26 protein-coding genes are annotated in these 19,515 nt (G+C 63.5%); 1 reads left to right on the top strand and 25 read right to left on the bottom strand.

Annotation, left to right across the window (positions count from 1 at the left end):
* Nucleotides 1–36: 36 nt before the first annotated feature.
* From rpsE to rpsL, 23 genes are all read right to left on the bottom strand, one after another.
* Nucleotides 37–612, bottom strand: coding sequence for a 30S ribosomal protein S5 (gene rpsE / locus CO675_RS28285; protein ID WP_097675080.1), 576 nt, complete (start codon nucleotides 610–612; stop codon nucleotides 37–39).
* 57 nt (nucleotides 613–669) lie between these two features.
* On the bottom strand, nucleotides 670–1,029 hold the full coding sequence (rplR, locus tag CO675_RS28280) for a 50S ribosomal protein L18 (RefSeq protein ID WP_029081760.1): 360 nt from the start codon (nucleotides 1,027–1,029) through the stop codon (nucleotides 670–672).
* Nucleotides 1,030–1,040: 11 nt separating this feature from the next.
* Nucleotides 1,041–1,574, bottom strand: coding sequence for a 50S ribosomal protein L6 (rplF, locus tag CO675_RS28275; protein ID WP_092114986.1), 534 nt, complete (start codon nucleotides 1,572–1,574; stop codon nucleotides 1,041–1,043).
* Nucleotides 1,575–1,588: 14 nt separating this feature from the next.
* Nucleotides 1,589–1,987: a 30S ribosomal protein S8 gene (gene rpsH / locus CO675_RS28270; RefSeq protein WP_021081651.1), complete on the bottom strand. Its 399-nt coding sequence runs from the start codon at nucleotides 1,985–1,987 to the stop codon at nucleotides 1,589–1,591.
* A 16-nt stretch (nucleotides 1,988–2,003) separates the two neighbouring features.
* Complete coding sequence (rpsN, locus tag CO675_RS28265; protein WP_029081762.1) at nucleotides 2,004–2,309, bottom strand: 30S ribosomal protein S14; 306 nt, start codon at nucleotides 2,307–2,309, stop codon at nucleotides 2,004–2,006.
* Nucleotides 2,310–2,355: 46 nt separating this feature from the next.
* Entirely contained in the window at nucleotides 2,356–2,913 is a 558-nt protein-coding gene (gene rplE, locus CO675_RS28260; protein WP_097675079.1) for a 50S ribosomal protein L5, read from the bottom strand.
* Nucleotides 2,906–3,220, bottom strand: coding sequence for a 50S ribosomal protein L24 (rplX, locus tag CO675_RS28255; RefSeq protein WP_097675078.1), 315 nt, complete (start codon nucleotides 3,218–3,220; stop codon nucleotides 2,906–2,908). Before rplX ends, rplE begins: the two co-directional genes overlap by 8 nt.
* Nucleotides 3,220–3,588: a 50S ribosomal protein L14 gene (rplN, locus tag CO675_RS28250; RefSeq protein ID WP_011473865.1), complete on the bottom strand. Its 369-nt coding sequence runs from the start codon at nucleotides 3,586–3,588 to the stop codon at nucleotides 3,220–3,222. The genes rplX and rplN overlap by 1 nt, the downstream gene beginning before the upstream one ends.
* Nucleotides 3,589–3,663: 75 nt before the next feature.
* Nucleotides 3,664–3,912 (bottom strand): 30S ribosomal protein S17, encoded by a 249-nt coding sequence (gene rpsQ, locus CO675_RS28245; RefSeq protein ID WP_066499426.1) that lies wholly within the window; start codon nucleotides 3,910–3,912, stop codon nucleotides 3,664–3,666.
* Nucleotides 3,913–3,922: 10 nt separating this feature from the next.
* Nucleotides 3,923–4,129 (bottom strand): 50S ribosomal protein L29, encoded by a 207-nt coding sequence (rpmC, locus tag CO675_RS28240; RefSeq protein WP_097675077.1) that lies wholly within the window; start codon nucleotides 4,127–4,129, stop codon nucleotides 3,923–3,925.
* 5 nt (nucleotides 4,130–4,134) lie between these two features.
* On the bottom strand, nucleotides 4,135–4,548 hold the full coding sequence (gene rplP / locus CO675_RS28235; protein ID WP_016843752.1) for a 50S ribosomal protein L16: 414 nt from the start codon (nucleotides 4,546–4,548) through the stop codon (nucleotides 4,135–4,137).
* Nucleotides 4,549–4,578: 30 nt separating this feature from the next.
* Entirely contained in the window at nucleotides 4,579–5,280 is a 702-nt protein-coding gene (rpsC, locus tag CO675_RS28230; RefSeq protein WP_097675076.1) for a 30S ribosomal protein S3, read from the bottom strand.
* 20 nt (nucleotides 5,281–5,300) lie between these two features.
* Nucleotides 5,301–5,687 carry a 50S ribosomal protein L22 gene (gene rplV, locus CO675_RS28225; RefSeq protein WP_018272136.1) on the bottom strand — a complete coding sequence of 129 codons (387 nt, stop codon included), beginning with the start codon at nucleotides 5,685–5,687 and terminating at the stop codon, nucleotides 5,301–5,303.
* A gap of 10 nt (nucleotides 5,688–5,697) precedes the next feature.
* A complete protein-coding gene (rpsS, locus tag CO675_RS28220; protein ID WP_018272137.1) occupies nucleotides 5,698–5,976 on the bottom strand; it encodes a 30S ribosomal protein S19 in 279 nt (92 codons plus the stop codon).
* Between the two features lie 12 nt (nucleotides 5,977–5,988).
* On the bottom strand, nucleotides 5,989–6,822 hold the full coding sequence (gene rplB, locus CO675_RS28215; RefSeq protein WP_021081655.1) for a 50S ribosomal protein L2: 834 nt from the start codon (nucleotides 6,820–6,822) through the stop codon (nucleotides 5,989–5,991).
* A 12-nt stretch (nucleotides 6,823–6,834) separates the two neighbouring features.
* Complete coding sequence (locus CO675_RS28210) at nucleotides 6,835–7,134, bottom strand: 50S ribosomal protein L23 (protein WP_097675075.1); 300 nt, start codon at nucleotides 7,132–7,134, stop codon at nucleotides 6,835–6,837.
* On the bottom strand, nucleotides 7,131–7,751 hold the full coding sequence (gene rplD / locus CO675_RS28205) for a 50S ribosomal protein L4 (protein WP_097675074.1): 621 nt from the start codon (nucleotides 7,749–7,751) through the stop codon (nucleotides 7,131–7,133). The genes CO675_RS28210 and rplD overlap by 4 nt, the downstream gene beginning before the upstream one ends.
* Before the next feature lies 1 nt (nucleotide 7,752).
* Entirely contained in the window at nucleotides 7,753–8,472 is a 720-nt protein-coding gene (rplC, locus tag CO675_RS28200; RefSeq protein ID WP_029081772.1) for a 50S ribosomal protein L3, read from the bottom strand.
* Between the two features lie 54 nt (nucleotides 8,473–8,526).
* Nucleotides 8,527–8,835, bottom strand: coding sequence for a 30S ribosomal protein S10 (gene rpsJ, locus CO675_RS28195; protein ID WP_002712302.1), 309 nt, complete (start codon nucleotides 8,833–8,835; stop codon nucleotides 8,527–8,529).
* A 94-nt stretch (nucleotides 8,836–8,929) separates the two neighbouring features.
* Nucleotides 8,930–10,120: an elongation factor Tu gene (tuf, locus tag CO675_RS28190; RefSeq protein ID WP_097675073.1), complete on the bottom strand. Its 1,191-nt coding sequence runs from the start codon at nucleotides 10,118–10,120 to the stop codon at nucleotides 8,930–8,932.
* Nucleotides 10,121–10,159: 39 nt separating this feature from the next.
* Nucleotides 10,160–12,232, bottom strand: coding sequence for an elongation factor G (gene fusA, locus CO675_RS28185; protein ID WP_097675072.1), 2,073 nt, complete (start codon nucleotides 12,230–12,232; stop codon nucleotides 10,160–10,162).
* Nucleotides 12,233–12,262: 30 nt separating this feature from the next.
* On the bottom strand, nucleotides 12,263–12,733 hold the full coding sequence (gene rpsG / locus CO675_RS28180; RefSeq protein ID WP_021081660.1) for a 30S ribosomal protein S7: 471 nt from the start codon (nucleotides 12,731–12,733) through the stop codon (nucleotides 12,263–12,265).
* 15 nt (nucleotides 12,734–12,748) lie between these two features.
* Complete coding sequence (gene rpsL / locus CO675_RS28175; RefSeq protein WP_028168167.1) at nucleotides 12,749–13,120, bottom strand: 30S ribosomal protein S12; 372 nt, start codon at nucleotides 13,118–13,120, stop codon at nucleotides 12,749–12,751.
* 700 nt (nucleotides 13,121–13,820) lie between these two features.
* Here rpsL and CO675_RS28170 point away from each other — a divergent pair.
* Nucleotides 13,821–15,029 carry an FAD-dependent oxidoreductase gene (locus CO675_RS28170; protein ID WP_097675071.1) on the top strand — a complete coding sequence of 403 codons (1,209 nt, stop codon included), beginning with the start codon at nucleotides 13,821–13,823 and terminating at the stop codon, nucleotides 15,027–15,029.
* 31 nt (nucleotides 15,030–15,060) lie between these two features.
* Here CO675_RS28170 and CO675_RS28165 read toward each other — a convergent pair whose 3' ends face one another.
* Together CO675_RS28165 and CO675_RS28160 are read right to left on the bottom strand one after the other, a co-directional pair.
* Complete coding sequence (locus CO675_RS28165) at nucleotides 15,061–17,112, bottom strand: ABC transporter ATP-binding protein (protein ID WP_097675070.1); 2,052 nt, start codon at nucleotides 17,110–17,112, stop codon at nucleotides 15,061–15,063.
* Nucleotides 17,113–17,275: 163 nt separating this feature from the next.
* Nucleotides 17,276–19,336, bottom strand: a complete 2,061-nt coding sequence (locus CO675_RS28160) for an FAD-dependent oxidoreductase (protein ID WP_097675069.1) — start codon at nucleotides 19,334–19,336, stop codon at nucleotides 17,276–17,278.
* Nucleotides 19,337–19,515 lie beyond the last annotated feature (179 nt).

Raw genomic sequence — 19,515 nt, 5'->3', positions numbered from 1 at the left:
AGTAACTCCGAATAGCGCTTCGAGAAGCGCGCGTTGTTATTCCGCCACCACTTCGGCGTCGCCGCCGACGCGGCGCGACTGCAGGGTGGAGACCTTGATGTTGCGGCGGGCAGCCACCGAGCGCGGCGAATCCTGATGCTTCAACGCGTCGAAGGTTGCGCGAACCATGTTGTAGGGATTCGACGAACCGATCGACTTCGCCACCACGTCCTGGATGCCGAGCGTCTCGAACACCGCGCGCATCGGGCCGCCGGCGATGATGCCGGTACCCGCCGGAGCGGTACGCAGATAGACGCGACCGGCGCCGTGACGGCCGGCGACGTCGTGATGCAGCGTGCGGCCTTCGCGCAGCGCGACGCGCGTCAGGTTGCGCTTCGCCGACTCGGTCGCCTTGCGGATCGCTTCCGGAACTTCGCGCGCCTTGCCGTGGCCGAAACCGACCCGGCCCTTCTGATCGCCGATCACGACCAGCGCCGCAAAGCCGAAGCGCTTGCCGCCCTTGACGACCTTCGCCACGCGATTGATGTGGACGAGCTTGTCGACGAACTCGCTGTCGCGCTCTTCGCGATCCCTGCTCCGTTCGCGTCCGCCGCGTTCGCGTTCACCTGCCATGGTGTTTTCCAATCTCTAGGAGGCCTTACGCCTCTATCCTGTAATCGTTCGTAAAGTTTAGAAGCTCAATCCGCCTTCGCGCGCCGCATCCGCGAGCGCCTTGACGCGCCCGTGATAGATGTAGGCGCCGCGATCGAACACGACTTCCTTGACGCCCTTCTGCGCCGCGCGTTCCGCCAGCAGCTTGCCGACGGCCTTCGCCGCATCGATGTCGGCGCCGGTCTTGCCGGCGTCGCGCAGGTTCTTCTCCAGCGACGAGGCGGACGCGAGCGTCTCGCCCTTCTGGTCGTCGATGACCTGAGCGTAGATGTGCTTGGACGAGCGGAACACCGACAGCCGCGGACGGCCGCCAGCCGAGCGGCGAAGCGCAAGGCGGACGCGCTGCTTGCGCCGGGCATTCGTAACCTTGAGTGACATGACCGGCTCCGTTACTTCTTCTTGCCTTCCTTGCGGAAGATGAATTCGTTGGCGTACTTCACGCCCTTGCCCTTGTAGGGCTCCGGCGGACGGTAGGCGCGGATCTCGGCGGCGACCTGGCCGACGCGCTGCGGATCGTTGCCGGTGATCGTGATCTCGGTCGGCTTCGGCACCGCAATGGTGATGCCTTCCGGGATCGCGTAGACCACGTCGTGGCTGTAGCCGAGCGCGAGCTGCAGGTTCTTGCCCTGCATCGCGGCGCGGTAACCGACGCCGGTGATCTCGAGCTTCTTCTCGAAGCCCTTGGTGACGCCCTCGACGAGGTTGGCGACCTGCGCGCGCGCGGTGCCGTACATCGCCTGCGCGCGGTTGGTCTTGACGCGCGGAGCGACCTTGACCTGGCCGTTCTCGAACTTCACCTCGACGTCGTCATGCACGACGAACTGAAGCTGGCCCTTCGGCCCCTTCACCTTCACCGTCTGGCCCTCGACGCTTGCCGTCACACCCGACGGGATCGCCACCGGCCTTTTGCCGATACGTGACATCGTAAAATCCTTCCTCAGAACACCGTGAAGAGAACTTCGCCGCCCACATTGGCGTCGCGCGCCTCGTGGTCAGCCATGATTCCCTTCGGCGTCGACAACACCGAAATGCCGAGACCGTTGTTCACGCGCGGCAGGTTCTTCACCGAGGCGTAAACGCGGCGGCCCGGCTTCGACACCCGCTCGATCTCGCGGATGACGGGCTCGCCGTCGAAATACTTCAGCTCAATCTCGAGCTCGCTGCGGCCCGACGCGTGCTCGACGCTGGCGTAGCCGCGGATGTAACCCTCGGACTTCAGCACTTCGAGCACGTTGGCGCGCATCTTCGAGCCGGGGCTCGAGACCTTGGACTTGGAGCGCATCTGCGCGTTGCGGATGCGGGTGATGAGATCGCTGATCGGATCGTGCGTAGACATTGTTCCGACCCTCCCCTTACCAGCTCGACTTCACGAGGCCGGGAACCAGGCCCTTGGAGCCGAGTTCACGCAGCGCGATGCGCGAGAGCTTGTTCTTGCGATAGTTCGAGCGCGGACGCCCGGTCAGCTCGCAACGGTTGCGGATGCGCGTCGGCGACGAGTTGCGCGGCATCTCGGCGAGCTTCAGCGTCGCCGCGAAGCGCTCTTCCATCGGCTTGGTCTTGTCGGCGATGATCGCCTTCAGCTTCTCGCGCTGCGGGGCAGCGTTCTTCGCCATCCGCTTGCGCCGGTTGTTCTTCTCGATCGAACTCTTCTTTGCCATGCTTGGCTCCTGGGTATCCGCGTTTGAGTGGCTTTGCCTCAGCTACTCACTGCCGGAACGGGAAATTGAAAGCGGTCAACAAGGCACGCGCCTCGTCGTCGGTCTTGGCGGTGGTGCACACCGTGATGTCCATGCCACGCGCTTCCGAGACCTTGTCGAAGTCGATCTCGGGGAAAATGATGTGCTCCTTGATGCCGAGCGAATAGTTGCCACGGCCGTCGAAGCTCTTCGGGTTCAGGCCGCGGAAGTCGCGGACGCGGGGCAGCGCCACGTTCACCAGGCGGTCGATGAACTCGTACATATGGGCCTTGCGCAGCGTGACCTTGCAGCCGATCGGCTGGTTCTCACGCAGCTTGAAGGTCGCGATCGCGATCCGCGAATAGGTCACGATCGCCTTCTGGCCGGCGATCTGGCTGAGCTCGGCAGCGGCGGTCTCGGCCTTCTTGCGGTCGTTGACGGAATCGCCGACGCCCATGTTGAGCACGACCTTGTCGAGGCGCGGCACCTGCATCACGTTGGCATAACCGAACTTCTCGGTCATCATGCCGCGGATCTTCTTGTCATACTCCGCGCGCAGGCGCGGCGTGTAAGCTGTCTCAGCCATCGATCTCTGCTCCCGAGCTCTTGGCAACACGAACCTTCTTGCCATCGGCCTGAATCTTGAACCCAATGCGGGTCGGCTTTCCGTCCTTGCCGACATACGCAATGTTGGACAGGTCGATCGGCATCTCCTTGGAGATGATGCCGCCTTCCTGGGTCTGGCTCTGCTTCTGGTGACGCTTGACCAGATTGATGCCGCGAACGAGAGCCTTGTTCTCGTCCGGACGCACCTCGAACACCTCGCCGGTGCGACCCTTGTCGCGGCCGGTGAGCACCATCACCTTGTCGCCCTTGCGGATCTTGGCAGCCATCACAGCACCTCCGGCGCGAGCGAAATGATCTTCATGTGGTTCTTGGCGCGCAGCTCGCGCGGCACCGGCCCGAAGATACGGGTGCCGACCGGCTCGGACTGATTGTTGATCAGCACGGCAGCGTTGCGGTCGAAACGGATGACCGAACCGTCGGCGCGGCGGATGTCCTTGCGGACCCGGACCACGACGGCCTTCATCACATCGCCCTTCTTCACCTTGCCACGCGGGATGGCTTCCTTGATCGACACAACGATAACGTCGCCCACGGTGGCATAGCGGCGCTTGGAACCTCCAAGAACCTTGATGCACATGACACGGCGTGCGCCTGAATTATCGGCCACGTCGAGGTTGGTCTGCATCTGAATCATTGATGCACCTCGTCCTCTTTCTGCGCTTTAGCGCGCCCAAAATTTCCCTGAATGACTTCGGCCAGGCCGAGGTAATCAGGCCGTTTTCTTGTGTTCGCCCCGGACCACGGTCCAGCGCTTCAGCTTCGAGATCGGCTTCGATTCCTCGATCCAGACCATGTCGCCCGGCTTGAACTGGTTGTTCTCGTCGTGCGCGTGGTAGTTCTTGGAACGGCGGATCGTCTTCTTGTAGATCGGGTGGGTGAAGCGGCGATCGACGCGCACCACGACGGTCTTGGCTTGCTTGTCGCTGACGACCACGCCCTGCAGAGTACGTTTCGGCATAGCTGGCCCCTTACTTCTTGTTCGCGCGCTGCTGCGCGGCGATGGTCTTGATACGAGCGATATCGCGGCGGGCTTCCCGCATCCGCGACGTGTTCTCCAGCTGCCCGGTGGCGCGCTGGAAACGCAGGTTGAAGCGTTCCTTCTTCAGGTTGAGGACCGCGTCTTCCCGCTGGTCGTCGCTCATCGCGCGAATGTCTTCAACTTTCATCTCGGCCATGGCGATTACTCCGCAATGCGCGCAACGAAGCGCGTCTTGATCGGCAGCTTGGCGGCGGCGAGCGACAGCGCCTCCTTGGCGGTCTGCACCGGCACGCCATCGATCTCGAACATCACGCGGCCCGGCTTGATCCGGACCACCCACAATTCAGGCGCACCCTTGCCGGAGCCCATGCGGACTTCGGCGGGCTTCTTCGACACCGGCACGTCCGGGAACACCCGGATCCAGACGCGGCCGGCGCGCTTCATGTGACGGGTCAGCGCGCGGCGGGCGGCTTCGATCTGACGGGCGGTGACGCGCTCAGGCTCCATCGCCTTCAGGCCGAACTGGCCGAACGCCAACGTCGCGCCAGAGGTCGCAACGCCGTGGATACGGCCCTTATGCGCCTTCCGGAACTTCGTCTTCTTAGGTTGCATCATGGCTTTAAGCCCTCAAATTCCTGCTTTGCCTCAAGCGGCGTCGCGGCGCGAACGCGGCGTGCTGTCGCCCTCGGCCATCTTCTTGTCCTGGGCCATCGGATCGTGCTCGAGGATCTCGCCCTTGAAGATCCAGACCTTGACGCCGCAGGTGCCGAAGGTCGTGAACGCGGTGGCGACGCCGTAGTCGACGTCGGCGCGCAGCGTGTGCAGCGGCACGCGACCTTCGCGATACCACTCCATGCGCGCGATTTCGGCGCCGCCGAGACGGCCCGAGCAGTTGATGCGGATGCCCTCGGCACCGAGACGCATCGCCGACTGCACGGCGCGCTTCATGGCGCGGCGGAACGCAACGCGGCGCTCGAGCTGCTGGGCGATCGATTCAGCGACCAGGGTCGCGTCGAGCTCCGGCTTGCGGATTTCGACGATGTTGATCACGACGTCCGACGAGGTGATGTCGGCAACCTTCTTGCGCAGCTTGTCGATGTCGGCGCCCTTCTTGCCGATCACGACGCCCGGACGGGCCGAGTGGATCGTCACGCGGCACTTCTTGTGCGGACGCTCGATCACGATGCGGGCGACGGCCGCCTGCTTGAGCTCCTTGTGCAGGATCTCGCGGATCTTGACGTCTTCGTGCAGCAGCTTGCCGTATTCCTGCTTGCCGGCGAACCAACGGGAGTCCCAGGTCCGGTTGATGCCGAGACGCAGCCCGATTGGATTGATCTTTTGACCCATCGTCTTCTCCTGCGCCCTTCTTAGGCGCTTGCCTCGGCCTCGACCTGACGAACCACGATGGTCAGGTGCGAGAACGGTTTGAACACACGGCCCGAACGGCCACGGCCGCGCGGAGCAAAACGCTTCATCACGATGCCATTGCCGACATGCGCCTCGGCAACGACGAGATCGTCGACATCGAGGTCATGGTTGTTCTCGGCGTTCGCGATCGCCGATTCCAGGCACTTCTTGACGTCGACCGCGATCCGCTTGCGCGAGAACTGCAGGTCGGCGAGCGCAGCCGAAGCCTTGCGGCCGCGGATCAGCTGCGCCACCAGGTTGAGCTTCTGCGGGCTGACGCGCAGCATGCGGGCGACGGCCTTGGCCTCATTGTCCGCGAGGCTACGTTCGCGCTTTGGTTTGCTCATCGTCTATTCCTCAAGCCTTCTTGGCTTTCTTGTCGCCCGAGTGGCCGTGGAAGGTCCGGGTCGGCGAGAACTCGCCGAACTTGTGACCCACCATTTCCTCGTTGATCGCCACCGGCACATGCTTCTGGCCGTTGTAGACACCGAAGGTCAGGCCGACGAACTGCGGCAGGATGGTGGAGCGACGGCTCCAGATCTTGATGACGTCGTGACGGCCGGACGCGCGGGCGGCATCTGCCTTCTTGAGCAGAGAACCCTCGACGAACGGGCCTTTCCAGACTGAACGAACCATGTCCGGCGTTCCTTACTTCTTCCGCTTGTGGCGGCTGAGGAGAATGAATTTGTTGGTCGACTTGTTGGTGCGGGTCTTCTTGCCCTTGGTCGGCTTGCCCCACGGAGTGACCGGGTGACGACCGCCCGAGGTACGACCTTCACCACCGCCGTGCGGGTGATCGATCGGGTTCATGACGACGCCGCGGTTGTGCGGACGCCAGCCGAGCCAGCGGGTGCGACCGGCCTTGCCGATCGAGATGTTCATGTGATCCGGGTTCGAGACCGCACCGATCGTGCCGCGGCAACGGCCGTGCACAAGACGCTGCTCGCCCGAGTTCAGGCGGACGATCACGTAGTCCTGGTCGCGGCCGACGATCTGGGCGTAGGTACCGGCGGAGCGCGCCAGCTGGCCGCCCTTGCCGATCTTCAGCTCGATGTTGTGCACGATCGTGCCGACCGGCATGTTGCCGAGCGGCATGACGTTGCCCGGCTTGACGTCGACATAGTTGCCGGCGACGACGGTGTCGCCCGCCGCCAGACGCTGCGGCGCCAGGATGTAGGCCAGCTCACCGTCCTGATACTTGATCAGCGCGATGAACGCAGTGCGGTTCGGATCGTACTCGAGCCGCTCCACGACCGCCGGCATGTCCACCTTGTCGCGGCGGAAGTCGACGGTGCGGTAGGCCTTCTTGTGGCCGCCGCCGCGGAAACGCACCGTGATGCGACCGGTGTTGTTGCGACCGCCGTTGCCGAGCTTGCCCTCGGTCAGGGTCTTCACCGGCTTGCCCTTGTAGAGCGCCGAACGATCGACCATGACCAGCTGGCGCTGGCCCGGCGTCGTGGGATTGTAGGTTTTCAATGCCATCGTCGTTGCGCCTTATAGTCCGGTAGTCACGTCGATGCGGTGGCCCTCTTCAAGGGTCACGATCGCGCGCTTGGAATCCGACTGCGAGCCGAGATTGCCGCGGAACACCTTGGTCTTGCCCTTGCGGACGAGCGTGTTGACGCTCTTCACCTTGACGTCGAACAGCTTCTCGACCGCTTCCTTGATCTGCGGCTTGGTCGCCTTGGCGGCGACCTTGAACAGCACCTTGTTGTGCTCGGAGGCGAGCGTCGCCTTTTCCGTCACGACCGGCGAGATGATGACGTCGTAGTGGCGCGGATCGATGTTCTTCATTTGAAGCGCGCCTCCAGCGCATCAACCGCAGCCTTGGTCAGCACCAGCTTGTGGCGGCGGAGAATGTCGTAGACGTTGATGCCCTGGATCGGCAGCACGTCGATGTTCGGGATGTTGCGGGCAGCGGTCGCGAAACCGTTATGCAGCTCGGCGCCGTCGATGATCAGCGCGTTGGTCAGGCCGAGGCCGGAGAAGTGACCGATCAGGGCCTTGGTCTTGGCCGCCTCGAGCTGCGCATTGTCGATCACGATCAGCCCGCCGTCCTTGGCCTTGGCCGACAGCGCATGCTTCAGCGCGAGCGCGCGCACCTTCTTCGGCAGGTCGGTCGCATGGGAGCGAACAACCGGACCGAAGGCACGGCCACCGCCGCGGAACTGCGGCACGCGGGCCGAGCCGTGACGGGCGCCGCCGGTGCCCTTCTGCTTGTACATCTTCTTGCCGGTGCGCCAGATCTCGGCGCGACCTTTCGCCTTGTGGGTGCCGGCCTGGCGCTTGTTGAGCTGCCACTGCACGCAACGCTGGATGATATCCTTGCGCGGCTCGAGACCGAAGATCTCGTCCGACAGCTGGACCGAACCAGCTTCCTTGCCTTCAAGGGTGGTGACTTTCAGTTCCATCTCACACACCCTCCTTCTCGGCCACAGCCTCGGCAGCTTCGCCGCCGGCAACCTTGAACTTGCCGGGCTTCGGAGCTTCCTTCGGCAGCGGCTTCTTGACCGCGTCGCGCACCGAGATCCAGCCGCCCTTGGAGCCGGGGACGGCGCCTTCGACGAGGATCAGGCCGCGCTCGACGTCGGTCGAAACCACCCGCAGATTGAGCGTGGTGATGCGGTCGACGCCCATGTGGCCGGGCATCTTCTTGTTCTTGAAGGTCTTGCCGGGGTCCTGACGGCCACCGGTCGAACCGATCGAGCGGTGCGAGACCGAGACACCGTGGGTGGCGCGCAGACCGCCGAAATTCCAGCGCTTCATGCCGCCGGCAAAGCCCTTACCGATCGAGGTGCCGGTCACGTCGACGAACTGGCCGACCACGAAATGGTCCGCCTGGATTTCCGCGCCGACCGGGATCAACGCGTCCTCGGACACGCGGAACTCGGCAACCTTGCGCTTCGGCTCGACCTTGGCGACCGCGAACTGGCCGCGTTCGGCCTTCGGCATGTACACCGTCTTGCGGGCGCCCGAGCCGAGCTGAAGAGCGACATAGCCGTTCTTCTCGGTCGTGCGGTGGCCCAGCACCTGGCAGTTGCCCAACTTCAGCACGGTCACAGGGATATGCTCGCCGGTCTCCGTAAAGACCCGCGTCATCCCGACCTTCTGTGCGATCACTCCGGAGCGCATCGGCGTGCTTCCTGTCTTTCTGTCCGCAAGCGGCGGACGTAAAAATCCAAAACCTTAGAGCTTGATCTCGACGTCGACACCGGCGGCCAGGTCGAGCTTCATCAGCGCATCGACGGTCTGCGGGGTCGGGTCGACAATGTCGAGAAGGCGCTTGTGAGTGCGCATCTCGAATTGCTCGCGGCTCTTCTTGTCAACGTGCGGCGAACGGTTGACGGTGAACTTCTCGATGCGGGTCGGCAGCGGAATCGGTCCGCGAACCTGCGCACCGGTGCGCTTCGCCGTGTTCACGATCTCACGGGTCGACGTATCGAGGATTCGATGGTCGAACGCCTTGAGACGGATGCGAATGTTTTGGCCGTTCATTGCCGTATCTCTTTCTTCGTCGCTCAATTAGCGAATAGCGAGTGGTGAGCGGCGGGTGGGCGAACCCACCCGCTGCAAACTGACTGATCCACCCTTACTCGATGATGGCGGCGACGACGCCGGCGCCGACGGTGCGGCCGCCTTCGCGGATCGCGAAGCGCAGCTTCTCTTCCATCGCGATCGGCACGATCAGGTGCACTTCCATCGCGATGTTGTCGCCCGGCATCACCATCTCGGTGCCTTCGGGCAGGTGCACAACGCCGGTCACGTCGGTGGTGCGGAAGTAGAACTGCGGACGGTAGTTGGTGAAGAACGGGGTGTGACGACCGCCCTCTTCCTTGGTGAGGATGTAAGCCTCAGCCTTGAACTTGGTGTGCGGCTTGACCGAACCGGGCTTGCACAGCACCTGGCCACGCTCGACTTCCTCGCGCTTGGTGCCGCGGAGCAGCGCACCGATGTTGTCGCCGGCCTGGCCCTGATCGAGCAGCTTGCGGAACATTTCGACGCCGGTGACGATGGTCTTCTGGGTGGCGCGGATACCGACGATCTCGATTTCCTCGCCGACCTTGACGATGCCGCGCTCGACACGGCCGGTGACGACGGTGCCGCGGCCCGAGATCGAGAACACGTCTTCAACCGGCATCAGGAACGGCTGGTCGATCGGACGCTCCGGCTGCGGGATGTATTCGTCGACATTGCGCATCAGCTCGAGGATGGCGTCGTGGCCGAGCTTCTTGTCCTTGTCTTCGAGGGCGGCGAGAGCCGAGCCCTTGATGATCGGAATATCGTCGCCCGGGAACTCGTACTTCGAGAGCAGTTCGCGAACTTCCATCTCGACCAGCTCGAGCAGCTCCGGATCGTCGACCATGTCGCACTTGTTCAGGAACACGACGAGCGCCGGCACGCCGACCTGGCGGGCGAGCAGGATGTGCTCGCGGGTCTGCGGCATCGGGCCGTCAGCAGCCGACACGACCAGGATCGCGCCGTCCATCTGGGCGGCACCGGTGATCATGTTCTTCACGTAGTCGGCGTGGCCGGGGCAGTCGACGTGAGCGTAGTGGCGGTTCTGCGTCTCGTACTCGACGTGAGCGGTCGAGATCGTGATGCCGCGCGCCTTCTCTTCCGGCGCCTTGTCGATCTGGTCGTAGGCGGTGAACGTCGCGCCGCCGGTTTCTGCGAGCACCTTGGTGATCGCTGCGGTCAGCGAGGTCTTGCCATGGTCGACGTGACCGATGGTGCCGATGTTGCAGTGGGGCTTGTTACGTTCGAATTTAGCTTTGGCCATTTGACTCTCCGTTCAATCGTTGACTGCCATCAACGACAATCAGGCAAACTTCTTCTGGACTTCAGCCGACACGTTCGCCGGAGCTTCGGCGTAGTGATCGAACTGCATTGTGAAGGTCGCGCGACCCTGGCTCATCGAGCGCAGGTTGTTCACGTAACCGAACATGTTCATGAGCGGCACCATCGCATTGATGACGTTGGCGTTGCCGCGCATGTCTTGACCCTGGATCTGGCCGCGCCGGGAATTCAGGTCGCCGATGACCGAACCGGTGTAGTCTTCCGGGGTCACCACCTCGACCTTCATGATCGGCTCGAGCAGAACGGACTTGCCCTTCGTCAGCGCCTCGCGGAACGCGGCCCGCGACGCAATTTCGAACGCCAGTGCCGACGAGTCGACGTCGTGATACTTGCCGTCGACCAGCTGCACCTTGACGTCCACCACCGGGAAGCCGGCGACGACGCCGGAGCCCATCACGCTGTTGAGGCCCTTTTCGACGCCGGGGATGTATTCCTTCGGCACCGCGCCGCCGACGATCTTCGATTCGAACTCATAGCCCTTGCCGGGCTCGTTCGGCTCGACGACGATCGACACTTCGGCGAACTGACCGGTACCGCCGGTCTGCTTCTTGTGCGTGTACTTGACTTCGGCCTTCTTGGTCACGCGCTCGCGGAACGCCACCTGCGGTGCGCCGATGTTGGCATCGACCTTGTAGGTGCGCTTGAGAATGTCGACCTTGATGTCGAGATGCAGTTCGCCCATGCCCTTGAGAATGGTCTGGCCGGACTCCTGGTCGGTCGACACGCGGAACGACGGATCCTCCGCGGCGAGCTTCGCCAGCGCCACGCCCAGCTTTTCCTGGTCGGCTTTCGACTTCGGCTCGATCGCGATCTCGATCACCGGCTCCGGGAATTCCATCTTCTCGAGGATCACCGGCTTGTCGGGATCGCACAGCGTGTCGCCGGTGCGCGCTTCCTTCAGGCCAGCCAGCGCGACGATGTCGCCGGCATAGGCTTCCTTGATGTCTTCGCGGTTGTTCGCGTGCATCAGCAGCATGCGGCCGATACGTTCCTTCTTCTCGCGGGTCGAGTTCACCACGCCGGTGCCCGACTGCAGGATGCCGGAATAGATGCGGCAGAACGTGATGGTGCCGACGAAGGGGTCGTCCATGATCTTGAACGCGAGCAACGCCAGCGGCTCCTTGTCGTCCGCCTTGCGCACGACTTCGTTGCCGTCGTCATCGGTGCCCTTGATCGCGGGCACGTCGATCGGCGACGGCAGATAGTCGACGACGGCGTCGAGCAGCGGCTGCACGCCCTTGTTCTTGAACGCGGAACCGCACAGCACCGGATAGAACGCGCCGGTCAGCACGGCCTTGCGGATCAGGCGCTTCAGGGTCGCCTCGTCCGGCTCCTTGCCATCGAGGAAGGCGGCCAGAGCATCGTCGTCGAGCTCGACGGCGGCTTCCACCATCTTCTCGCGATATTCCTTGGCCTGCTCGACCAGATCTTCCGGGATGTCGACATAGTCGAACTTGGCGCCGAGCGATTCGTCGTTCCAGACGATGCCCTTCATCTTCACGAGGTCGACGAGACCCTTGAAGTTGTTCTCGGCACCGATCGGCAGCTGGATCGCGATCGGCTTGGCGCCGAGGCGGTCGACGATGTCGGACAGGCACTTGAAGAAGTCGGCGCCGGTCTTGTCCATCTTGTTGGCGAAGACGATGCGCGGAACCTTGTACTTGTCGCCCTGGCGCCAGACGGTCTCGGTCTGCGGCTCGACGCCCTGGTTGGAGTCGAGAACGCAAACGGCGCCGTCGAGCACGCGCAGCGAACGCTCGACTTCAATGGTGAAGTCGACGTGGCCGGGGGTGTCGATGATGTTCAGGCGCTTGCCGTTCCAGAACGCGGTGGTGGCAGCCGAGGTGATCGTGATGCCACGCTCCTGCTCCTGCTCCATCCAGTCCATCGTCGCGGCACCTTCGTGCACTTCGCCGATCTTGTGGCTCTTGCCGGTGTAATACAGGATGCGCTCGGTGGTCGTGGTCTTGCCGGCGTCGATATGCGCCATGATACCGAAGTTACGGTAGTCCTCGATGGCATGTTGGCGGGGCATGAGACTGTTCCTTAAATTCCGTTGTTCGCCTTACCAGCGATAGTGCGAGAAGGCGCGGTTGGCTTCCGCCATCCGGTGCACGTCTTCACGCTTCTTCACGGCGTTGCCGCGATTGTTCGAGGCGTCGAGCAGCTCCGCCGAGAGGCGCTCCGTCATGGTCTTCTCGTTGCGCTCACGGGCGGCCGAGATCAGCCAGCGGATGCCGAGCGCCTGACGGCGCACCGAGCGGACTTCCACCGGCACCTGGTAGGTCGCGCCGCCGACGCGGCGGGAGCGAACCTCGATGGTCGGCATCACGTTCTCGAGCGCCTGCTCGAACACGCCGAGCGGGGGCTGCTTGGTCTTGGCCTCGATCATGCCGAGCGCACCGTAGACGATGTTTTCGGCGACCGACTTCTTCCCGGCGTACATCACCGAGTTCATGAACTTCGTAATGATGATGTTCCCGAACTTCGGATCCGGAAGAACTTCACGCTTCTCAGCAGAATGGCGACGCGACATCTGATCGTTTCCCGCTTACTTCGGACGCTTCGCGCCGTACTTCGAACGACGCTGCTTACGGTTCTTGACGCCCTGGGTATCCAGCACGCCACGGAGGATGTGGTAGCGCACGCCGGGCAAGTCCTTGACGCGGCCGCCGCGGATCATGACCACCGAGTGCTCCTGCAGGTTATGGCCTTCACCCGGGATGTAGCCGATCACCTCGAAGCCGTTGGTCAGGCGCACCTTGGCGACCTTACGAAGCGCCGAGTTCGGCTTCTTCGGGGTCGTGGTGTAGACGCGCGTGCACACGCCGCGCTTCTGCGGCGACTGCTGCAGCGCCGGCACCTTCTTGCGCGACTTCTGCACTTCACGTGGTTTTGCGATCAGCTGGTTGATCGTCGGCATGCAGCCTTCACCCTTTAGTTCGCGCGAAAGCCTTGAATGGCTCCGCAAATTTCTTCTCAGGACTAGCCGTCCCGTACGGCCCGCTCGACGCGAAACAAGCAACCGCGCAAAGCGAAATCGCGCCAACCACTCATCACTGAGCGGAAAGCGCATCGACGCCACAGAGGACCGCGATCCCGAACCGTCCAGCGTTCGCTGTCCGGCCCGCCACCGAGGTCATGCATCCGAATTCACTCTCAAGAGGACGTGCTCAAGAGAACTAAAATCGTCCTGGCATTGCCTAGCTATCATCGACAGCGTTTGAGCAGCATTCGTCGAGGTTGGTGCCCGTCCGGCGCCTGAAAAAGGGCCTTCGGGTGGTCCGTTCCGACGCTGGCGTAGCTCACCGCCTGTCGTTAAGTGAGCGCCTTGTATAAGCGAGAGATAGTGAAGTCAAGCAAAACGACAAGCAAAGAAACGCCTCTGGCGCTTGCAGATTTCGCATTTCACGGCGCTCGTCGCGCGTCGAAATATGACAGCGTCTGCGACTCCCCTCGCCCGAATCCGAATCCCCGGCACGTCGGCGGAATCGTATTATACCCGGGTAAAATATGATTAGAAACAATTCTTCCCAACTTGGACCTGAAGGCGAAATTCGAAACTAAGCCTTTATTTGCCATTCGCAGCGCAAAAATTGCGGTCTACGGCCACGGAAAACGTCATGCGGTACACCGACATCGCGATCATCGGCGGAGGTCTTGCGGGCTCGACCGCGGCCGCCATGCTCGGCCGTGCCGGGATGCCGACCGTCATGATCGACCCCCATCAGACCTATCCATTCGACTTTCGCGTCGAAAAGATCGGCGGCGACCTCCAGCTCGCGCGATTCGCCAAGACCGGCCTTGCCGAATCCGTGCTCCGCTCGGCGACGCTGGACGGCGAGAACTGGATCGCGCGATTCGGCCATCTGCTCGACCGGCAGCCGAGCCGGCAATACGGCATCATGTATGACGCGCTGATCACGGCAATTCGGGCCGAGATCGCCGGGCCGGCGGAATTCATCCGCGACAAGGTCGTCAATGTCGCGACCAGCTCCGAGCGGCAGCGGCTGGTGCTGTCGGGCGGCGAGGAGATTTCGGCGCGCCTCGTGGTGCTCGCCAACGGCCTGAATGTCGGGCTGCGCCGGATGCTCGGCATCGAGCGGCTGGTGACCAGCTTCTGCCACTCGATCTCGCTCGGATTCGATTTCGTGCCCGTAGGCCGTCCGGCCTTCCCGTTCGCGGCAATGACCTATTTCTCGGAGCGGCCGAGCGACCGTATCCCCTACATCACGCTGTTCCCGGTCGGAAACCGGATGCGCGCCAACCTCTTCACCTATCGCCAGGCCGACGATCCGTGGTTGCGCGCGATGCGGCGCAATCCGGTCGAGACTCTGAATGCCGCGCTGCCACGGCTGCGCCGGCTCACCGGCGAATTCGACGTCGCCGGCGACATCAAGATCAGGCCGGCCGACGTCTATGTCAGCACCGGCTATCGGCAGGCCGGCGTCGTGCTGGTCGGCGACGCCTTCGCCAGCACCTGCCCCGTCACCGGCACCGGGACCGACAAGGTGTTCACAGACGTGTCCCAGCTCTGCAATGTCCACATCCCGGCCTGGCTCGCGACCGACGGCATGGGCGAGGAGAAGATCACGGCGTTCTACGACGATCCGGTCAAGACGGAATGCGACGCCTGGTCGAACGCCAAGGCGTTCAACTTCCGCGAGGTGTCGATCGGCAGCGGGCCGTACTGGCAGGCCCAGCGCTGGGCGCGCTTCCTCGGCTATCTCGGCCGGGGCTCGCTGCGCCGGCTGCAGCGTCCGCAGGCGGCGTCAGCGACCCGGCCGGCCAGTCACTTCCGGCAACGTCCGCACGCAGCCGACAGGGCCTAGCACCAGGGCGTCATGAGCAACGGGGCGGATATCACGCCTCCTCGTCGTCGTCCTCATCCTCGTCGTCTTCATCATCGTCCGCGTCGTCGTCATCCTCGTCGTCCGCGTCGTGATGCTTGTGCCCCTGATCGTCCCACAGCTTGCGGTAGACGCCGCCCCTCGCCAGCAGCTCCTCGTGCGAACCGCGTTCGATCGCCCTGCCGCCTGATATCACAATGATCTCGTCCATCTCGACCACCGAGGTCAGACGGTGCGTCGACCAGATCATGGTGCGCCCCTCGGCGACCTTGAGCAGCGTGCGGTTGATCGCCGCCTCCGTGGTCTGGTCGAGCGCCGAGGTGGCTTCATCGAGCAGCAGCACCGACGGGTTGCGGATGATCGCGCGCGCGATCGCGATGCGCTGGCGCTGGCCGCCGGACAGGGTATCGCCGCGCTCGCCGACCGGCGTGTCGTAGCGCTGCGGCAGGCTCATGATGTAGCGATGGATCTCCGCCTTCTTCGCGGCGTCCTCGACCTCGGCGTCGGTGGCGCCTTCCTTGCCGAGCCGGATGTTCTCGCGGATCGACATGTTGAACAGCATGTTTTCCTGGAACACGACCGCCATGCTGGCCCGCAGCGACTCGCGCGTCACCCGGCGGATGTCGACGCCGTCGATCGCGACGCGGCCCTCGTCCGGCACGTAGAGCCGCAGGATCAGGTTGATCAGCGTGCTCTTGCCGGAGCCGCTGGGACCGACGATCGCAATGCTCTTGCCGGCATTGAGCTTGAGGCTGAGATTGTCGAGCACCGGCGTCTGCGCCCCCTCATACTTGAAGGTGACGCGGTCGAACGAGATATCGTTGGTGATGCGCGGCAGATCCGGCGCACCGGGACGGTCGGCGCCACGGGTCGGCTCGTCGAGCAGCTCCTGGATGTGCCGCACCGCCGCCGCCGACGAGATCGACACCGGGATGAAATGCATGAGATGGGCGATGTTGTACGACACCTCCCAGAATGCGCTCTCGAAGGTCACGAAGGTGCCGACCGTGATCTGTCCCTTGGTGGCGAGATAGGCGCCGATCGCCAACACGACGAGGTGGAGCAGCAGCACCGAAATGGTGACGGTGCGCTCCACCATGGTCGACAGGAACATGGCTGACGCGGCCTTGGCGCGGACGTCGCGGTTGCGCAGCGTGAACCAGCCGAGCGCCCGGCGCTGCAGATTGAATGCCTTCACCACGGCCTGGGCGGCGACGTTCTCCTGCACCATGCCGAGCAGTGCGGCCTCGTTCTGCTTCTGCTCGTAATTGGCCTGCACCGCCTTCGGCGTCAGGATGCGCGGTCCGATCAGGGTGATCGGAAACACCAGCAGGGCGACCGCGGCAAGCTGCCAGTTGAGGAACAGCATCAGGATGATGCCGGCCACCAGCTCAAGACCCGGCAGCGCCGCGCTGTTGGCGAAGGTCTTGATCGAGCCCTCGAAGGCCGACAGATCGATCGAGAAGCGCGACAGGATCTCGCCGCGCTTGGTGCGCGCGAAATAGGCCGATGGCAGGTTCTGGACGTGATCGAAGATGCGGGTCCGGACGTCGGCGATGATACCCGCGCCAAGCCGCGCATCCCAGCGCTCGTACCAGACCGCGATGATCGAGGTGACGATGCCGGCGACCGCGAGTACGCCGAGGATCTTGTAAAGGGCCTGGAAATCCTCCTCGCCGAGCGCGTCGTCGATCAGGAATTTCAGGCTGAGCGGCATGATGACGTTGAACAACGTCTCGACCAGCACGCCGACGGCGACGAAAGCGAGCGGCTTCTTGTAGTTGGTCAGGATCGGCTTGATGAAGCCGAAGATCGTGGAGAGCGCGCCGGCGGCTTCCTTGGCGGTGAAGACGACGAGATCCTCGTCATCATCGTCATCGAGCTCGAACTCGTCGTCCTCGTCATCATCGTCGTCGTCGGGCGCGGCGGCCGGCTTGGCGGAGACGGGCTTGGCGGAGGCGGTTGCCACCGGCGGACCGGCCGCGGCGGCAGACTTTTTCTTCAGCTCGGGATCATCGGCCGCCGATCGATTCGGGTCGTCTGATGCAGGAGGTCTTGGCGCCATGAAACCAACCGATGCTCCACGGCCGGCATGACCGCAAATCGAAACCGCAGCGGCGAACGCTGCTGGTACAATCCTATGCGATCACAATGAATTCGGCAAAGCGTTTGGAACAGCGCGCCGCGTGGTCCCGTGGATTCGGGATCACGGCATGGCCGTGTTGCCGCTAGTCGTCGTGATCGGCCTCGACCTTGTCGAAGAAGGAATAGCGCAGGCTGTCGGAGTCGGCGTACCACTGCCCCGGCCCCTTGTTGGCGGCAAGCGTCAACGTCCACAGCGCATCGGTGCAGTCGCGGCGGTGCATCGACAGGTCGAAGCCGTTGCCGAAGAACAATTCCGACCATTCCCACCAGGTGCCGAGCTTCTTCACGCCGCGCAGCAGGTCGTAGCGATCGATCACCGCCGGCGCCATGTCCGAGGTCACCGACGCGAACACGACACCGGTCTTGACCACGCGGTTGAGTTCGCGCACCCCGCGCACCACCTGCTTCTCGCCGAGATGGCACAGCGAGGTCTCGAACACGAAGTCGAACTCGTTGTCCTTGAACGGCATGTCGGCGATCGAGCCGAGCTTGTTGTACTTCTTGAGCGCCTTCGGCGTCTTGCCGTGGATGTAGCGGTTGTTCTCGATGCCCCAGGCATCGATGCCGCGCTCGCGCAGCGCGCCGACCAGCTCGCCGCTGGCGGAGCCGGCGATCAGCAGCTTGTAGCCCTTCGCCCTGCCCCACACCGTCTTGATCAGGTCGGTCAGGTAGGCCGGGTCGGTGAAGTTGCGCCAGACTTCGTTGTAGGGACCGGCGCCGCGATAATTCTCGAAATAGTTGCGGTCGATCTTGTCGGACAGCGCGCCTTCGTCCTGCGCACGGGCGCGGCGCAGCCGCATCATCTCGGTGACGACGATGTCGGTCGCGGCATCGGAGGAATCGAGCAGCCCGTTCAGCGTGGAATCGAACAGATAGTCGCCGACCACCACGATGCCGGGGTGCTCCTTCGGATCCGGGCGGTGGTTGGTCATGACGTCGCGCACCGGCAGGCCGCCCGGCAGCGCGTTGACCGACGACAGCCAGCGATGGGTCTTGCCCTCGAGGAAATGCGCACGGGCATCGCCGAGCGAGGCCGGCAGCGACTTCAGCGCGGCGTCGATCAGTTCCTCGTCGCTGAGATTGGCGAAGGCGAGCGCGTCGGAGCCGGCGATCAGCCAGTTCAGCACGCCGTGCTTGCCGACGTCGTGGCGCGCGCCCTCATTGTAGACGCAGCAGCCGCCGAACGCTTCCGACATGAACCAGGCGCCCGGGATCTTCTCGCCCCAGAACGGCTCGTCGAACAGGATCGAGACGCGCAGATAATGCGCGGGACGGTCGAAATAGGCGACGTGCTTGACCATCGACTTGCGCAGCTGCTCGCCGTCCCAGCGCATGGTGGCGAGCCAGGAGTGCGGCAGGCAGACCAGCACGAGGTCGAAGTCGCGCGTCTCCGGGCCCTTGCCGTTCATCATGTTGAGCTGGTAGCGGCCGCTTGCGGTCTTGCCGACCTTGAGCACGCGATGGTTGAGCTGGATGTCGGCGCTGACCTCCGAGCGCAGGCAATCGATCAGCTGCTCGTTGCCGTTCTGGATCGAATACAGGCCGATATAGCCGTCGACGTCCATCACGTAGTTCTTCAGCGCGTTGAGGCCGTTGGTGTTGTGGCTCTCGGTCGCAAGGTCCGAGCGCGCCATCACCTTGAAGAACCGCTTGGCAGTCACGTCCTCGACCTCTTCGTCGAGGATCTGCTCGGCGGTCTTGTAGGCCCAGGGATGTTCGTTGTCGTGGGCGCCGACGCCCTCGTAATACTCGATCGGCGACACCAGCTCGCTGCAGCGCTTGCGGAACGCCTCGATCGCGGCCGCGGTCTTCGCGCCGTATTTGCGGCGCATGCCGGGAACGTCGGCCAGCAGTTCGCCGTCGAGCTGCACCTGCTCGGCATCCATCGGGATGGTCTGCAAGCCGAAATGCTGGATCAACTCGCGCAGCGGGTCCGGTCCCGTCATCGAGTAGTCGTAGATCTCGGCGACGCCGGCCTCGTACATCGCAGGCGCGGTGTCGAATTTGCGCGTGACAATCTTGCCGCCGAGACGGTTCGACGCCTCGAAGATGGTGATGCGGCAGAGGTCGCCGAGTTTGCGCTTCAGATACCAGGCGCTCATCAGCCCCCCGGGGCCGCCGCCTACAATCGCCAAGTCGAGCATATCGCTTCCGTCGTCTCCGGCACGAGCCAAACAGCCGGTCTAAGTCACCCTAGCAAAGGCACTTTTTTGCCTGAAGGGAAGATGAACAAACTGCGTCCCTGCACCGCAGCAAGGCAAGAAAGCAACAAAAAGGCCGGCAGAACGCCGGCCTTCTCGTCGCACCCGTAGTCTTGCGGATG

The organism is Bradyrhizobium sp. C9 (assembly GCF_002532045.1).
Classification (GTDB): domain Bacteria; phylum Pseudomonadota; class Alphaproteobacteria; order Rhizobiales; family Xanthobacteraceae; genus Bradyrhizobium.
The sequence above is the reverse complement of the archived record's forward strand: the minus strand, read 5'-3'. Positions and strand labels throughout refer to the sequence as shown.

Bases quoted from the DNA above. Each gene is read 5' to 3' on its own strand.
- rplE (WP_097675079.1), bottom strand. From the start codon at position 2,913: ATGGCTGAGACAGCTTACACGCCGCGCCTGCGCGCGGAGTATGACAAG.
- rpsS (WP_018272137.1), bottom strand. From the start codon at position 5,976: ATGGTTCGTTCAGTCTGGAAAGGCCCGTTCGTCGAGGGTTCTCTGCTC.
- rpsE (WP_097675080.1), bottom strand. From the start codon at position 612: ATGGCAGGTGAACGCGAACGCGGCGGACGCGAACGGAGCAGGGATCGC.
- rplB (WP_021081655.1), bottom strand. From the start codon at position 6,822: ATGGCATTGAAAACCTACAATCCCACGACGCCGGGCCAGCGCCAGCTG.
- rplX (WP_097675078.1), bottom strand. From the start codon at position 3,220: ATGGCTGCCAAGATCCGCAAGGGCGACAAGGTGATGGTGCTCACCGGC.
- rpsJ (WP_002712302.1), bottom strand. From the start codon at position 8,835: ATGAACGGCCAAAACATTCGCATCCGTCTCAAGGCGTTCGACCATCGA.
- rpsC (WP_097675076.1), bottom strand. From the start codon at position 5,280: ATGGGTCAAAAGATCAATCCAATCGGGCTGCGTCTCGGCATCAACCGG.
- tuf (WP_097675073.1), bottom strand. From the start codon at position 10,120: ATGGCCAAAGCTAAATTCGAACGTAACAAGCCCCACTGCAACATCGGC.
- rpmC (WP_097675077.1), bottom strand. From the start codon at position 4,129: ATGGCCGAGATGAAAGTTGAAGACATTCGCGCGATGAGCGACGACCAG.
- fusA (WP_097675072.1), bottom strand. From the start codon at position 12,232: ATGCCCCGCCAACATGCCATCGAGGACTACCGTAACTTCGGTATCATG.
- rplV (WP_018272136.1), bottom strand. From the start codon at position 5,687: ATGAGCAAACCAAAGCGCGAACGTAGCCTCGCGGACAATGAGGCCAAG.
- rplP (WP_016843752.1), bottom strand. From the start codon at position 4,548: ATGATGCAACCTAAGAAGACGAAGTTCCGGAAGGCGCATAAGGGCCGT.
- CO675_RS28170 (WP_097675071.1), top strand. From the start codon at position 13,821: ATGCGGTACACCGACATCGCGATCATCGGCGGAGGTCTTGCGGGCTCG.
- rplF (WP_092114986.1), bottom strand. From the start codon at position 1,574: ATGTCACGTATCGGCAAAAGGCCGGTGGCGATCCCGTCGGGTGTGACG.
- CO675_RS28160 (WP_097675069.1), bottom strand. From the start codon at position 19,336: ATGCTCGACTTGGCGATTGTAGGCGGCGGCCCCGGGGGGCTGATGAGC.
- rpsQ (WP_066499426.1), bottom strand. From the start codon at position 3,912: ATGCCGAAACGTACTCTGCAGGGCGTGGTCGTCAGCGACAAGCAAGCC.
- rpsG (WP_021081660.1), bottom strand. From the start codon at position 12,733: ATGTCGCGTCGCCATTCTGCTGAGAAGCGTGAAGTTCTTCCGGATCCG.
- rplD (WP_097675074.1), bottom strand. From the start codon at position 7,751: ATGGAACTGAAAGTCACCACCCTTGAAGGCAAGGAAGCTGGTTCGGTC.
- rpsN (WP_029081762.1), bottom strand. From the start codon at position 2,309: ATGGCAAAGAAGAGTTCGATCGAGAAGAACAACCGGCGCAAGCGGATG.
- CO675_RS28210 (WP_097675075.1), bottom strand. From the start codon at position 7,134: ATGAAGAACATCGATCCGCGCCACTACGACGTCATCATCTCGCCGGTC.
- rpsH (WP_021081651.1), bottom strand. From the start codon at position 1,987: ATGTCTACGCACGATCCGATCAGCGATCTCATCACCCGCATCCGCAAC.
- rplR (WP_029081760.1), bottom strand. From the start codon at position 1,029: ATGTCACTCAAGGTTACGAATGCCCGGCGCAAGCAGCGCGTCCGCCTT.
- rpsL (WP_028168167.1), bottom strand. From the start codon at position 13,120: ATGCCGACGATCAACCAGCTGATCGCAAAACCACGTGAAGTGCAGAAG.
- rplC (WP_029081772.1), bottom strand. From the start codon at position 8,472: ATGCGCTCCGGAGTGATCGCACAGAAGGTCGGGATGACGCGGGTCTTT.
- rplN (WP_011473865.1), bottom strand. From the start codon at position 3,588: ATGATTCAGATGCAGACCAACCTCGACGTGGCCGATAATTCAGGCGCA.
- CO675_RS28165 (WP_097675070.1), bottom strand. From the start codon at position 17,112: ATGGCGCCAAGACCTCCTGCATCAGACGACCCGAATCGATCGGCGGCC.